Annotated in this window: 17 protein-coding genes and 1 riboswitch; of the genes, 7 read left to right on the forward strand and 10 right to left on the reverse strand. The window is 38.9% G+C overall.

Annotation, left to right across the window (positions count from 1 at the left end):
- Positions 1–34 precede the first annotated feature (34 nt).
- The 3 genes from U9R83_RS19095 to U9R83_RS19105 all read left to right on the forward strand — a co-directional run bounded on the left by U9R83_RS19095 (position 35) and on the right by U9R83_RS19105 (position 2376).
- Entirely contained in the window at positions 35–190 is a 156-nt protein-coding gene (locus U9R83_RS19095; RefSeq protein ID WP_014458731.1) for a hypothetical protein, read from the forward strand.
- 475 nt (positions 191–665) lie between these two features.
- Complete coding sequence (locus tag U9R83_RS19100; RefSeq protein ID WP_014458730.1) at positions 666–1391, forward strand: AbrB/MazE/SpoVT family DNA-binding domain-containing protein; 726 nt, start codon at positions 666–668, stop codon at positions 1389–1391.
- Between the two features lie 250 nt (positions 1392–1641).
- On the forward strand, positions 1642–2376 hold the full coding sequence (locus tag U9R83_RS19105; RefSeq protein WP_115654701.1) for a class I SAM-dependent DNA methyltransferase: 735 nt from the start codon (positions 1642–1644) through the stop codon (positions 2374–2376).
- Between the two features lie 56 nt (positions 2377–2432).
- Here the strand turns inward: U9R83_RS19105 and U9R83_RS19110 are convergent, their stop codons facing one another.
- Complete coding sequence (locus tag U9R83_RS19110; RefSeq protein ID WP_140451090.1) at positions 2433–3983, reverse strand: ABC transporter substrate-binding protein; 1551 nt, start codon at positions 3981–3983, stop codon at positions 2433–2435.
- Between the two features lie 206 nt (positions 3984–4189).
- On the opposite strand from U9R83_RS19110, the gene U9R83_RS19115 reads away from it, so the two are divergent.
- Positions 4190–5686, forward strand: coding sequence for a carboxypeptidase M32 (locus U9R83_RS19115; RefSeq protein WP_226555001.1), 1497 nt, complete (start codon positions 4190–4192; stop codon positions 5684–5686).
- Between the two features lie 129 nt (positions 5687–5815).
- Here U9R83_RS19115 and U9R83_RS19120 read toward each other — a convergent pair whose 3' ends face one another.
- Positions 5816–6694, reverse strand: coding sequence for a 5'-methylthioadenosine/S-adenosylhomocysteine nucleosidase (locus U9R83_RS19120; RefSeq protein WP_115654704.1), 879 nt, complete (start codon positions 6692–6694; stop codon positions 5816–5818).
- A gap of 155 nt (positions 6695–6849) precedes the next feature.
- Positions 6850–6953: riboswitch (purine riboswitch) on the reverse strand.
- 486 nt (positions 6954–7439) lie between these two features.
- On the reverse strand, positions 7440–8450 hold the full coding sequence (locus U9R83_RS19125; RefSeq protein ID WP_115654705.1) for an aldo/keto reductase: 1011 nt from the start codon (positions 8448–8450) through the stop codon (positions 7440–7442).
- 277 nt (positions 8451–8727) lie between these two features.
- On the opposite strand from U9R83_RS19125, the gene U9R83_RS19130 reads away from it, so the two are divergent.
- Together U9R83_RS19130 and U9R83_RS19135 are read left to right on the forward strand one after the other, a co-directional pair.
- On the forward strand, positions 8728–8982 hold the full coding sequence (locus tag U9R83_RS19130) for a hypothetical protein (protein ID WP_223546214.1): 255 nt from the start codon (positions 8728–8730) through the stop codon (positions 8980–8982).
- 123 nt (positions 8983–9105) lie between these two features.
- The gene (locus U9R83_RS19135) at positions 9106–9747 is read left to right on the forward strand and encodes a pyridoxamine 5'-phosphate oxidase family protein (protein ID WP_014458722.1); all 642 of its coding nucleotides are present in this window, start codon (positions 9106–9108) and stop codon (positions 9745–9747) included.
- Between the two features lie 11 nt (positions 9748–9758).
- Here the strand turns inward: U9R83_RS19135 and U9R83_RS19140 are convergent, their stop codons facing one another.
- The 7 genes from U9R83_RS19140 to U9R83_RS19170 form a co-directional block, all read right to left on the reverse strand.
- A complete protein-coding gene (locus tag U9R83_RS19140) occupies positions 9759–9926 on the reverse strand; it encodes a hypothetical protein (RefSeq protein ID WP_014458721.1) in 168 nt (55 codons plus the stop codon).
- The gene (locus U9R83_RS19145; protein ID WP_014458720.1) at positions 9910–10392 is read right to left on the reverse strand and encodes a DinB family protein; all 483 of its coding nucleotides are present in this window, start codon (positions 10390–10392) and stop codon (positions 9910–9912) included. The genes U9R83_RS19140 and U9R83_RS19145 overlap by 17 nt, the downstream gene beginning before the upstream one ends.
- Before the next feature lie 2 nt (positions 10393–10394).
- Positions 10395–10913 carry a GNAT family N-acetyltransferase gene (locus U9R83_RS19150; RefSeq protein WP_328575387.1) on the reverse strand — a complete coding sequence of 173 codons (519 nt, stop codon included), beginning with the start codon at positions 10911–10913 and terminating at the stop codon, positions 10395–10397.
- A gap of 64 nt (positions 10914–10977) precedes the next feature.
- Positions 10978–11499: a hypothetical protein gene (locus tag U9R83_RS19155; protein ID WP_014458718.1), complete on the reverse strand. Its 522-nt coding sequence runs from the start codon at positions 11497–11499 to the stop codon at positions 10978–10980.
- A gap of 158 nt (positions 11500–11657) precedes the next feature.
- On the reverse strand, positions 11658–11792 hold the full coding sequence (locus tag U9R83_RS19160) for a hypothetical protein (RefSeq protein WP_014458717.1): 135 nt from the start codon (positions 11790–11792) through the stop codon (positions 11658–11660).
- Positions 11793–11949: 157 nt separating this feature from the next.
- The gene (locus U9R83_RS19165) at positions 11950–12108 is read right to left on the reverse strand and encodes a hypothetical protein (protein ID WP_181170510.1); all 159 of its coding nucleotides are present in this window, start codon (positions 12106–12108) and stop codon (positions 11950–11952) included.
- A 62-nt stretch (positions 12109–12170) separates the two neighbouring features.
- On the reverse strand, positions 12171–12341 hold the full coding sequence (locus U9R83_RS19170) for a hypothetical protein (protein ID WP_176551730.1): 171 nt from the start codon (positions 12339–12341) through the stop codon (positions 12171–12173).
- A 184-nt stretch (positions 12342–12525) separates the two neighbouring features.
- Here U9R83_RS19170 and U9R83_RS19175 point away from each other — a divergent pair, with 184 nt between their 5' ends.
- Entirely contained in the window at positions 12526–12912 is a 387-nt protein-coding gene (locus U9R83_RS19175) for a MerR family transcriptional regulator (RefSeq protein ID WP_013058539.1), read from the forward strand.
- Positions 12913–12932: the final 20 nt, after the last annotated feature.

The raw sequence follows: 12932 nt of genomic DNA on the forward strand, positions 1-12932 counted from the left end.
ATCATATAAAGAAATAATATTAGCGGGGTGTCATATGGATAATCAATACGTTGTAGGATGGGGAACGCTGGCTCTAATTAATGCCGGATTAGCGCAAGGTAAAAATCGAACCGGTCTGAACTGGTTCTTATTATCTCTTGCTTTAGGACCGCTTGCTACCTTCATCTTACTGCTGGTTGAAAAACGATAAAACCAGCTCAAAGCTCATTAGTTTGAGCTTTTTTCTTTATCCTTTAACTATGACTTGAGCCCAAAAGGCGTAAAAAAAGCGTTGCGTGAAATTTTTTTCTTGGCTTAATATGCATAAATCTATTCATTATTCAGACTGAATTCCGCTGTATTTTTTTGTTTAAAAACCTCTATCTACTCTTTTTAAAAAAGATACTACCTCTTTTTAAGGTTTTTTTTCCTACAATAAAACCAAAAGAAAGAAAAACACTTCTATTTCTATGTTTTTTTTAATTAATAGATTAGCTGTTTTCTTCAGATTATTATTCTTTACACGAGACACATGTGCATCTACTGAACCCGGTTAAACTTCCTGTATTTCGCAATCTGTACGATGAATAAATACTCATTTGCTTCATTTGACAAAGAAATAAATGCTGTGTAATTTAAGTAACATACCCCATCTAAAATGTTTTTAGAAAGGATTAAGTAGCAAGATGCGTACAAAAAAAGAAGAGTGTATAATTGACGAAATGGGAAGAGTATCCCTTCCTTCTTTGTTTATGCAACTAACGAAACTCGAGACGAACGACAAAGTTCTTTTACGGAGCTGTGATGATTGGATTATTATTGATCATCATGATGAAAATGTCCCCGTTCCTTCTCATATCTTCATTCGAACAATTGACCATATGGGTAGAATAGTCATTCCAAGATCCCTGCGAGATGACTATGAACTTAAGCCATTTGATTATGTAGAACTATACGTAGTAGAACAGCAAATTGTTATGAAAAAAAGAGACGAAAAAACGATAGCGCTTTCACAAAAACCTGGGGCGCCTCCTCCTTATTATGCAACATTAACCGGACGGCAGATTCAGCTCACTTCTGAACTTTTAACGTCAGTCGAATTGGATGCAAACATGGAGGTTCAATTTTTTATTAACAAAGAAAATAACATTGTGATTCAAAAATACGAAATGAATTTCGGTGAAAAAACGACTTTAATATTTACGGCTCAATCTCGAAAAATTGATGAACGTTTTCGACTTACCATTCCTAAAAAGCTGCGAGATGATTTCTCCATCCACTCAGGTACGATGTTAAAAATCAAGACAGGTAATAAGCAGCTCATTTTAGAAAAAGTAGAGCATGAAAAAGAGATTAGCAGCGCATTATCTCAGCAAATAGACGCAGCAATTGTTGAAAAGTTACCGAAATAAGACCGACGCCAAAAACAAATGGTTCCTTACGACTTCAAAGCAAAAGCTAAGAGTTACGCATAGACTGACCTTTTCTATACTCAACTCTTAGCTTTTAGACTTATCTTCCATAAACGTGTACAAGCCGGTTACTCCACATGATAGCACTATCTCCAAAATAAAACACCATTTCCATATCTATTTAAATCATTGTAAATAATTTGAATATATGATTATAATAAGGTACTTTGCATAAAGGAGGCTGATTTAGTTGAAGATCTCAACAGGAGCTGAATTTTACGATAATGACGAGACGTTTTTGGCCTATACAAAACGCCGGCAGCAAAAAGAAAATGCCAACGATACGATTGAAAAACCGGTCATTTCACAGCTTCTAGGTGATGTTACAGATGCAGACGTTTTAGACTTAGGGTGCGGAAACGCTGGATTTGGCGTGGAGCTTCTTGAACAGGGATGTTTCTCTTATACCGGAGTAGACGGCTCGATCAATATGATAAACGCAGCTCAGCAACAGCTTTCAAACTATCCAAATGCAAAAGTTATTCATAAATCGATGGAGCACTATACTCCACCTCGTGACACCTACGACTTAGTTACCGCAAGACTGTCTCTCCACTATATGGAAGACTTAGCCTCCGTTTTCACTAAAGTAAATCAAGCACTCAAACCTGAAGGAAGATTTATTTTTTCTGTGGAACACCCAATCATTACTTCCACTTTGCAGCCTTCCGCTCTGCGCACAAACTGGACGGTCGATAACTACTTTTCAACGGGATTCCGTCAGCAGCACTGGATGGGCGGATACGTTCAAAAGTATCATCGCACGCTTGAAGAGTACTTTTCTTTGATGCAGCAAAGCGGATTCACCGTTACAAATTTAAAAGAAGCATGTCCTCAAAAAGAACATTTCGACAGCGCTGAAACTTACGAGCGTCGAATGCGTATTCCTTTGTTTTTACTGATGAGCGGCGTGAAGAATAGATAAACGAAAGACCCTTTGCTTTCCGGCAAAGGGTCTTTCGTAACTTTCTTTAATATATGTTATTTATTCACGCTCACGTTATAAAATACAGGACCTAAATTGAAATCATAGCCTTTTACATGTGTAGATACGGCGTTAATATTGACTTTATGACCAATTAACGTAAACGGAAGCTCATCCCATACGTATTTTTGTGTAGCATCAATAGCTGGCCGTGCATCTTTTACAGAAGCAGCCGCTTTGATTTTATCTAAGTATTTTGTTGATTTTTCAACCGGAGCTCCTCCCGACGTCCAAAATCCTTGGAAAATGGTTGAACGCGCCGCCCAGTCTACGGGGTAAATATCCCATGCTTTAGGGTCATTTACTTTATCTGTAAACGTTGCCCAGTCATACACTTCTAGCTTTACTTTCACACCAATTTTTTCAAGCTCTTGCTGCACGATAACAGCCGTATTGTACTGATCCTGATAATCACGTGAAGTTAAAAGACGCAGTTCCTGCCCGCGGTATCCAGCTCTTTTTAAATAGCTTTTTGCTTTCTTTTCATCATGCTGATTGTACTCTTCTTTTCCTGCTTCACTGTAATAGTTAGGAAACTTTTTATTCACAATCGATGAAGTCAGTTCATAATAATCGGAATCGCCGTATGAACTTGATAAAATATCTTTTGCATTAATCGTGGCATTTACGGCTTTTCTAGCATTTAAATCGCTAAAGAATCCTTCTTGCGTATTATAAAATAAACCAATGAATCCGCCTGGAGCCAGCTTGTTCTTAACGTTTTGCGTACTTTCAATTTGAGAAGCATTGTCGCTTGAAACACCTAATGCAATGTCAAACTGTCCGGCTGTAATGCCTGAAATTCTAGTAGATTCATCGCTTAAAAAACTAATTTTGATTTCATCTACGTGAGGAGTCTTTTTGATTTTTCGTCCTTTCGAAGAATAATCTTTAAATCTCTCTAGCGTGATATATTGATTCTTTTTCCATTCTTTCACTTTAAATGGACCAGTGCCAACGAACTCAGTAGCTCCTTCAGCAGGTGCTTTTTCGATAATTTCTTTTGGAAAAATAGCGGCTGCCGGAATCGGATCTGCTAGTAGTGCCAGCGTATTCACGTTTGGTGTTTTCAAATGAAGCTCAACCGTATAGTCTCCCGTTTTTTTGACTTGTGCCCCAACAAAGTTTGTTTTGCCGAGTGAAGAAAGCTTAATCCAGCGGTTAATCGAAGCTTCTGCATCATCCGCCGTCATTTCCTTTCCGTTATGAAACTTTACTCCTTTTCGCAGCTGAAACGTGTAGACTTTTTTATCATCGCTTATATCAATTTTTTCTGCTAAATCAGGTTCTACATTGCCTTTGCTATCAAAAATAACGAGTCCTTCATAAATGTTTCGTGCCGCGTCTTTCACCGAAGAATTTCCCGTAATCTGAGGATCTAAAGTCGTTGGCTCGCTTTGAAACGCAATGTTTAGCGTACCTCCGTCTTTTTGGGCCGCGCTGGTGCTTTTATTTCCTGAGCTTACTTGATTATTGCTGCATCCGGCAACAAATAAAGCAATCACAATAAATAATAACCATTTCACCTTAACCTGTTTCAACGTCATTCCCCCAATGTTTAAAATCGCTTTTTAAAAACCCACTATTTTTGTAAGGTTAGTAGGAATATAAACCATCCTATCACCTTTCCATTTGTTTGTGAAATTAGCAAAATTAAACTATTTCTTTACGATTACTGATTCAATTTGTCTTGTTTCAATTCTTAATTCTTAGTATGTTTATAAGTAAAGTGTTTTATCTAAAGGAGGATATTATGAACTCTGCCATCCGTCTTCATACTAAAGAACATATTGCAACGATCGAACACTACAAACAAGCTTTATCTCTCCTATCCTGGGACGCAAAAACATCTGCTCCCCCTAACAGTCAAAAGCAGCACGCAACCATTCAAGGCACGCTTTCCAAAGAGCTTTACCTGCTCCAAACAGATCCAGCCTTCGCAAAAGAGTTGCAGCAGCTTCAAGAACAAAACCTAAGTCAACTACAGCAAAAACAAGTACAGCACTACTGGAACATCTATCAAAAGCTTTCCACTGTACCACTGGAAGACTATTATCAATTTTCCGTTCTAAAAGCTTCTACTCATGCTCTTTGGGCACAGGCTAGAGAGCAAAATAACTTTAAGCTCGTCGAAGACAACCTGCAGCAGCTGATTCATGTGCAAAAAAGGCTTGCCAATTACCGTAATCCTCACCTTGCTCCTTACGAACAGCTTTTAGAAGAATATGAACCCGACGTTTCTAGTGAAATCATTGACTCGCTTTTTCAACAAATTAAAGATGCTATTCTTCCTTTGCTGACAAAAATCAAACGCTCCTCGGTTACACATGATACATCATTTCTCAACGAGCCGTTTTCGATCGAAAATCAGCAGAAGCTCGGAAGACACCTGCTAACTGCGATTGGCTATAACTTTAAGTCCGGCCAAATTGGCACCACGACCCACCCGTTCAGTGCAGGCATTCATCCTCAAGACGCACGGCTTGCAGTGAGATACGACGAACACAATGTAAAACTGGCAGCTTTTATGTTTTTACATGAAGGCGGACATTCTATTTATAATCAGCAAATTAGCCCTGACTTGCTTGACACAGGGTTAGGCGCATACACGTCTATGGGACTGCATGAATCTCAATCTCTTTTTTGGGAACGCATCATTGGAAAACATGAAGGGTTTTGGAGAAATCACGCTCACTTATTCAAAGAGTTAGAACCTGCGATCTACGGTAATATTTCATTTGAAACTCTTTACTTTGCCTTAAATGAAGTCACACCTTCTCTCATTCGTTTGCAAGCAGATGACCTTACTTATCTGCTGCATATTATCATCCGCTACGAGCTAGAAAGAGATTTATTCGCTGACAAGCTTCGCGTCTCGGATCTTCCTTCCGCATGGAATGCAAAATATGAAGCATACTTAGGAATCAAACCAAAAACAGACCGTGACGGAGTATTGCAGGACGGCCACTGGTACGGAGGAGCGTTTGGCTACTTCCCTTCCTACAATCTAGGATTTATTTATGCAGCTCAGCTAAGAGAAGCCGTAATTAAAGACCATCCTGACTTTGATGAAATCATTTCGAGTCAAAATCTATCCCTTATAGCAGACTGGCAAAAACATCATATCCACCAGCATGGAAAACTAAAGACGCCAAAAGAGATATTAACTGATCTTTCTATAGATAGAATTGATGCTCAGCCGTTAATTAATTATTTGACGCAAAAGTATGAAGAGTTATATAAACTTTAAATTTACCAATCCATTTATTTTAAAAATTTTGATAGCGTAAATACAGTAAATCCCTATAGACATGACGAAAAAAGCATCAAAGCCTTTTGTTAGAGAAACAAAAGCTTTGATGCTTTTTTAAAGAAAGATTTACTTAGCGTTTGTGCTGATATAATGTTTAATTACTTCATAAACATAGTCTTGGCAAGCAGCTGCTGTGTTTGGATTATATTTTCCACCGTTTACTTTATTGTTAGACAGCACTCTGATACCTAAGAATGGAACGTCATAGCTTCCTGCAATTTGTGCTGCCGCTGCGCCTTCCATTTCTTCTACAGACGTCCCGTACTTAGTATGAAACCACTTAATCCGATCCACTTCGTTATTCCACGTGTCCGCTGATCCTATCGTTCCTTCGACCACTTTACCTTTTTTATATGTATCTTTTACTGCATTTGCAGCCGCAAGTAACTTTTTGTCTCCTTCATAATAACGAGCTTTTTCAGCATCAGGATCTTCTCCAGCGCTTCCTTCAGAAGCCATCAAATCCATCGGCTTCCACGCAGCAGGATCCATTCCTTCGCCTTCTTTTTTATCGCCTGTTTTTAAGGAGCCTATGTTCGTTGTTCGCTTCCCTAATACAATATCAAACACGTTCAGGTTTTCATCATGTCCACCTGATGTTCCTTGATTGATAATTGCTCTAGGATGGTATTTTTCTATAGCTATCGCTGTAGCAGCTGCCGTGTTTTCCATTCCTTTTCCCGTTTTAACCACGATGACTGGATAATTATCGACAGTTCCTTTGTAAAAAACAAAATTCCCTGACTTTTCTTCTTTTACATTTTCTAATTTTTTAGCGAATTTCTGCGCTTCTATCGGCATCGGCCCTTGAACAATAATAGGCTTCTGCTTCTGTTTATCTCCTGCTTCTTTTTTTGAAGCTGAATTACACCCGGCAAGTATAGATAGCAGTAAAACCATACCAATAGTAAATAAAGCCCCTGTTTTTAACATCTTGTTTTTCATAGATTAATACTTTCACTCCATTTCATTTTGCTGTTTCATACACTCGATAATCGGACAAAAGAAAAAAACTAGAGCATGTTAGAACGTCTACGTTTTTTAGAGTCAAAGTATAAAAAATTAAGCATGAAATAAAGCTTGTGTCTGGATAAACCGAACATTTTTATACTTTAACTCGTAGTCCAGTTCTTTGAATGGGAACTAGGTAGAGACACTTAGACCATATTTCCAAGCATATACGAGCAATATTTTTCACTTTCTAAATGTATCAAATACAAAATGTTTATTCAATACAAAAAGCGAATATTTTAATATTATTCATATAAATTGTTCGTATTTAACCATTTCTTACTAAATATATTACAAACCCCTATCTCAAAACAAAAAAAGAGGCTGAGACATAACGAGATGAATCCAATCTAAAGACGCACAAATGGCATACATGAGCTGAACCGCTTGTGACACCACAGTTGATTTCCGTGCAAGACTTCGCTTTCCACAGGCGGCCGATGAGAATCCTCGTCACCTCCGCTCCTCCCGGGTCTCACCTGTTCCGCTTTTCCCGCAGGAGTCTTCGTCTTGCCCTCCAATCACCTGCTAGAAGGATCTAAACAGGTGAAACCTACGTTCACCCTAACAAAAAAAACGAACCACTAATCAAAAATTTTGATCAATGGTTCGTTTTTCACTTCGTCTAAAATACTTTTGCCTCAGCCTCTTTTTCTACTTACTATTTACCGTTCTACCTTCATTTAATGTTTATTGGCAGCGGTGCGTGAGCCGCTACAAGCTTCTGTTCACGCATTTCTTCCCAGAAGGCTGCCGGAATGACGGTGTTTAATGCAGCTTTGTCTTCTGCAATACGCTCCGGACGACTAGCGCCGGGAATAACAGCAGCAACCGCTGGATTAGCCAGTGAAAACTGGACAGCAGCAGCCTTAATGCTGATCTGATGACGATCTGCAATTGCTTTGATTTTTTCTACTTTTGCCATAATGTCTGGAGATGCTTTTTGATATTCAAAGTGTGTACCTCCAGCAAGAACGCCTGAGCTGTACGGTCCGCCGACAACAATGTCCATATTATGCTTTACGGCTTCGGGCATCACTCGCTGCAGCGCACGTTCATGATCTAACAGCGTGTAACGGCCAGCTAGCAACGAGACATCCGGCTTTGCTTCTTCCAGCTCCAGCATGATTTCAATTGGTTCTACTCGGTTTACTCCAAGTCCCCATCCTTTAATAACTCCTTCTTCACGCAAGCGTGTAAGCACACGAAATGCGCCCGTTCGAGCAGACTCAAATTGTCCTACCCACTCATCTCCATAAAAATCTTGCGCGACATCATGAATATACACAAAGTCCAAGCGATCTGTTTTCAAACGGTTTAAACTTTGCTCGATCGAACGAAGAGTTGCATCTGCGCTGTAGTCATTGATAATTTTATTTTTACGGCCAAATTCAAAAAGCCCGCCTTTTTCTCCCATATCACGTGAAGATGTGTCTTCTAGTTCATCTGAAATAACGCGACCTACTTTCGTACTTAGCACATACTCATCGCGCTTTCTTTTTGACAGGGCTTCACCAAGGCGCATCTCGGCTAAGCCAGCTCCGTAAAGAGGAGCTGCGTCAAAGTAACGGATGCCGCTTTCCCAAGCAGCATCGACCGTCGCGATGGCCTCTTCTTCTGGAATATTACGATACATATTGCCCAGTGGTGCCGTTCCAAAACCTAGTTTTCCTTGCAGTATCTCTCTCATATTCATAAAACCTCCTGAAATTTTTATACCTCTATTTTAGAATTTGATTCGTATAATCAATTTATTAAATGTCTTATTATTCCCTGACAAAATTTATTATGAAGCATACAAACACGAAAAAAAAGTACGCACTTTAAAGTAATATGGGAACTAAAAAGTAACCTACTAAGATGCAAATGAGCTTTTTAGACTCTTTTTTCTTTATACCCTTTCTACTTCTTACTCATGCAAACAAACATTTTGCATACAATAAGCAGAAAGCTACTTTATAAATGAGGTGAGACTCTTGAGAGATGAATACTTCAAAAAAATTGAAGATAAGCTCGATAAGCTTGATGAAATGGACGATTCCACAATGAAAGAAGAACAAAAAGATGAGTATTTTCAAAGTTTGCTAGATGATATGGATGATTTGTTAAAAGACATGCGCCAGCGAGAAAAAGACTCGAATCATCTTGTCAGCGAACATATGAGAACGGTTAATGACATATTTGATAACGCAATCAAAAATTTAAAAAAAGACCGAAGCTAGCGTTATAACACTTCTACTTCATTTGAATATACTGATTTTTCTGTTTTTTAATATAAAAATATAGTATTTCATATATAAAAATGGTATTTTCAGTATACGCATACAGTAGGAGTGAAAAGAGGAATGAAAAACAGTCACTTTAAAGAACAAGTAAAAACGAAAGAAGAGCTTCGCCGTATAGTCGGCACGCCTAACAAATTGGCGCATCAAAAAATAATTCCTTATTTAGATCGACACTGCCGGGAATTTATTAAACATTCCCCTTTTGTTATCATTGCTACAGCTGATTATAAAGGAATTTGCGACAGCTCTCCGCGGGGTGATCACCCTGGTTTTGTACAAGTCGTCGATGAGAAAAGGCTGTTGATTCCAGAGAGGCGCGGCAATCAAAAAGTAGATTCATTGGAAAATATTTTATCTAATCCTCAAATAGGACTGCTTTTTTTGATTCCAGGCATAGAAGAAACGCTGCGGATTAATGGCAAAGCTTGCATTGTAAAAGAAAAAGCGCTTCTTGAAACAATGGCGGTTCACAATAAAGCTCCGCTGCTCGCTATCGGCGTCGAAGTACAAGAATGCTTTCTCCACTGCAGCAAAGCATTCAAGCGATCAAAGCTGTGGAATCCAGAATCTTGGGAAAGAGTCGAAACGCTTCCTTCCGCAGCTAAAATAGTCGCAGAACACGCAGGCTTTTCCACTCTAGAAAGCCGCAACAATCCCGAAGAAAGCAAAACCCAGCACCTCTATGAAAAAAAGCCGCTATAATGCGGCTTTTATCATTTTACCATCAGAAACAGTATACCTCCGGCAATGATCAGAACTGGTAACAAAGCAAGAAGCACGCCCTTTTTCGAAGATCCTATGTATTCATGATCACCATAGGCGCGGCCTGCTCTCAAATCGACTTTCACCTGAGATTCTTCTTTTTTATGTTCTTTTTTCATCCTCTTTGCCTCCTAGCGGCATTTGAGCATCGATTTGCTTGATATGATGCTCTAAATGAGCGATATAATCTTTAGCCAACCATTCAAGCGAAACGAACTTTCCATCTTTTAATTCGAATTGATACATATGCTTTTCTGTTGGTATATGCGAAAGAACGGAAGCAATTTGCTTATTTAAACTGCGCCATAGGGCAACTATTTCTTCCATAGGCGTAGCTTGATAATGCTGCAGCTCTACCCATTCATCTTGTTTGTAAGGCGTCAGGACAAAGGGTTTTTTTTCATGCTGCACGTTGATAAAGCGCTGTAAATTGTGAATGGCTGAGTCACATAAGTGCCCCACAATTTCTTTTGGTGACCACTTCTTAGGCGCGGGACGGTTTGACGCCGCTGCTTCAGATAATACTTCAAGCTTTTTAGGAAGCTTTACCACCCATTCATTTAACTGAACAACCGTCGTTTCCATTTTCATTTCTCCTTTAAGCACGTTTTTTCAAAAACCTTCCCCATATAATATTCATCGACTGATTTTTCATCTACAACGAGTGAACATACTTTTTTCCCTTCTATTTCAAAACCCATCTTTTTATACAGCGAAATGGCCGGTTCATTGTGTGTGATAACCGTTAGCTCTACTCGTTTAATGCCGCTCTGCTCTGCCCATCTCTCCATTTTCTTAAACAACGAAGTGCCGATGCCCCGGTTTCCATAAGATTGAAGCACGCCAATAGCTAAGTATGCGCTGTGTTTTTTTCTGTTAACACTTCCGCCAATCACAGATAAATGTCCGACAAGCTGGCCGTCTTGTTCCGCCACTAAAATGGTCGAGTTCGGCATCTTTAAAAAAGCTGTAATCATTTTTTTCTGCTGTTCAAGCGTAGTCGCACGCTCATTTTCCTCGTACAGCATATACGCTGTTTCTCGATCAAGCTCTTTATTTAACGCTAAAAAAGCGGCTGCATCGGAAGCTAAAATTTCTCGAATCACGTTTACCCCTGCTTTCGTCAATAGTAGTTAACTAGAAAAGAACGTTAATAAACGGATGATATCCTTACACACGTGCTGAACGTTTTCCAAGAAACGCAGTGAAGATAAAACATATACTAAAAGCAACGGCTGAAACGAAAAAGCCAAGCATCCATCCTAAAGCTCGCATAAACGTATCTTCATTGGGATACAGAGGCTTAACGCTTAGCCACTGGATCACCATAATCAATGCCAATATTAAATAAAAGCTGCTTCCTGTTAAAGCCATTTTAAGACGGTTTTTAAATGACCCTGTCCATGCTGTACTAAAAGCGCTCCACGTGAAAATACTTACAATCGTCGCTAAAAACATAAGAACAAGATGTAAATAAGGGATATCTGTAAACATAAGAAGATAGAGTAAAAATATCGTAGTACCAAAATATAAAGCATTAATGCCAAACAAATAGCCTCCGCTCAGCCAGTGGTTTTGAAACCACTTTTTCTTGCTGAGACGTTCTACCATTCCCCTGGGCACCCACAGCGTACGCGAAAAAATAATCATCACCAGCACAAGTACCATGCCGGCTAAAAAGAATGTTGACACTTTTTCATCAGCCTTTCTGTCTAAAATAAATATGGTTAATTATACTATTGATTACAAAATTAAACTATTGTTTTCTTTATTAATTAAAGAGGCTGAGACATAACAAAATTACTCTAACCTAAAGATGAACAAATGGGATAAATAAGCTGGACTGCTTGTTACACCGCTGTTGATTTCCGTGCAAGGCTTCGCTTTCCGCGGGCGGTCGGTGAGCCTCCTCGTTGCTTACGCTCCTGCGGGGTCTCACCTGTTCCGCTTTTCCCGCAGGAGTCTTCGCCTTGCCCTCCAATCAACAGCTAGAAGCTACTATATACATGATACATGACACCTACGTTCACCATACTAATAAAAAAACCGAACGACGTTGATTCTGCATTAAGAATCTCGATTCATCATTCGGATCTTCATTCAACGAAAATACTTTTGTCACAGCCTCTTTTTTACGCCTATTTACATTCTTCCTCCGGTAAACGGATTGATTTCCCCTGTTAAATCACGTCCGGCTTTCTTTTCTTCGTGTGCGATGCGCTTGCCAATCGCAATTTTATTCCAAATTATTGGTACCCAAATACACGCTCCGAACAAAATCATCCAAAAAAGTTCTCCCATTTCTTCCATCCTTTCATTTTCTGCTTTTATTTTGAAGACAATAAGAAACGCGTATACGGTTTTTATTCCTGATTTGAATCACTCATGCCGTATGAAAAGAAATAAACCAGGATTGATAAAGCCATTCCGTAAACGGTCCAAGCCGCTAGTAAAATGGCGTACTGATGATTGATAAAAAACACTCCGCTTGAAATTAGCAGCAGTATAAAACTAATCCATTTTACTTTTTTCATTACTCTATCCCCTTTACTTAACCTATTACAGTAAGTTTCTTATTGTCTACTTGTTATTACGGACAAACTGTATAAAAGTTCCATATTTTTTAACAACCGAAAAAGAATTTGATAAGACGTTCAACTATCGATTATCATATATCTTAAAGTAAGCTTTACGATTCACAAGTGGGAGTGAACAATCTTGTCTTATAGCATGAAAGAAATGAATAAAAAAACCGGGCTTTCCGCACCAACTTTACGCTACTATGAAAAAGAAGGAATCCTACCTTTTATAGAACGTGATGAAAACGGAAAGCGCCTCTATAATGATACAAATGTTGAATGGATCCGTTTTATCTTAGCTCTTCGCTCAACGGGCATGCCGCTTGCAGAAATCAAGCGCTATGTAGAGCTCTATAAACAAGGCGAAAGTACGATTAAAGAACGAAAAAACATGATGCTTCATCATAAAGAGGCGGTAGAAGAAGAAATGGCCAAAACGTTTAAATACCTTGAACAAATTAACTATAAGCTCGCTTTGTACGACTCGCTGGAAGCAAAAATAATGCAAAAAGAAATTAAAATTTAAACACAAAAATCCGCAGGTGC

Source organism: Priestia sp. LL-8, from assembly GCF_036227845.1.
In the GTDB taxonomy this organism is placed as follows: domain Bacteria; phylum Bacillota; class Bacilli; order Bacillales; family Bacillaceae_H; genus Priestia; species Priestia zanthoxyli.

Bases quoted from the DNA above. Each gene is read 5' to 3' on its own strand.
- U9R83_RS19095 (WP_014458731.1), top strand. From the start codon at position 35: ATGGATAATCAATACGTTGTAGGATGGGGAACGCTGGCTCTAATTAAT.
- U9R83_RS19100 (WP_014458730.1), top strand. From the start codon at position 666: ATGCGTACAAAAAAAGAAGAGTGTATAATTGACGAAATGGGAAGAGTA.
- U9R83_RS19110 (WP_140451090.1), bottom strand. From the start codon at position 3,983: ATGACGTTGAAACAGGTTAAGGTGAAATGGTTATTATTTATTGTGATT.
- U9R83_RS19115 (WP_226555001.1), top strand. From the start codon at position 4,190: ATGAACTCTGCCATCCGTCTTCATACTAAAGAACATATTGCAACGATC.
- U9R83_RS19120 (WP_115654704.1), bottom strand. From the start codon at position 6,694: ATGAAAAACAAGATGTTAAAAACAGGGGCTTTATTTACTATTGGTATG.
- U9R83_RS19125 (WP_115654705.1), bottom strand. From the start codon at position 8,450: ATGAGAGAGATACTGCAAGGAAAACTAGGTTTTGGAACGGCACCACTG.
- U9R83_RS19135 (WP_014458722.1), top strand. From the start codon at position 9,106: ATGAAAAACAGTCACTTTAAAGAACAAGTAAAAACGAAAGAAGAGCTT.
- U9R83_RS19140 (WP_014458721.1), bottom strand. From the start codon at position 9,926: ATGAAAAAAGAACATAAAAAAGAAGAATCTCAGGTGAAAGTCGATTTG.
- U9R83_RS19145 (WP_014458720.1), bottom strand. From the start codon at position 10,392: ATGGAAACGACGGTTGTTCAGTTAAATGAATGGGTGGTAAAGCTTCCT.
- U9R83_RS19165 (WP_181170510.1), bottom strand. From the start codon at position 12,108: ATGGGAGAACTTTTTTGGATGATTTTGTTCGGAGCGTGTATTTGGGTA.
- U9R83_RS19170 (WP_176551730.1), bottom strand. From the start codon at position 12,341: ATGAAAAAAGTAAAATGGATTAGTTTTATACTGCTGCTAATTTCAAGC.